The sequence below is a fragment of the Priestia sp. 53B2 genome (assembly GCF_056099005.1).
This window is the reverse complement of the sequence record NZ_JBLZXA010000084.1, coordinates 1-258: the sequence shown is the minus strand read 5'-3', so window position 1 is coordinate 258 and position 258 is coordinate 1. Positions and strand designations below refer to the sequence as shown.

2 tRNA genes are annotated in these 258 nt (G+C 52.7%); both read right to left on the bottom strand.

Features of this window, described 5'->3' with window-relative positions:
• Positions 1-50: 50 nt before the first annotated feature.
• Positions 51-127, bottom strand: a tRNA-Ile gene (locus ACN6NE_RS31220).
• 6 nt (positions 128-133) lie between these two features.
• Positions 134-207 (bottom strand) — tRNA-Gly (locus ACN6NE_RS31215).
• Between the last annotated feature and the right edge of the window lie 51 nt (positions 208-258).

Sequence of the window (258 nt, the reverse complement as noted above, 5' to 3'; positions counted from 1 at the left end):
GACCGATCGGTTAACAGCCGATAGCTCTACCACTGAGCTACTGTGGAATATGGTGGGCCTAAGTGGACTCGAACCACCGACCTCACGCTTATCAGGCGTGCGCTCTAACCAGCTGAGCTATAGGCCCTTCATTTGGAGCGGGTGATGAGAATCGAACTCACGACATCAGCTTGGAAGGCTGAGGTTTTACCACTAAACTACACCCGCGTTACTTAAGATGGGGCGACTGATGGGAATCGAACCCACGAATTCCGGAAC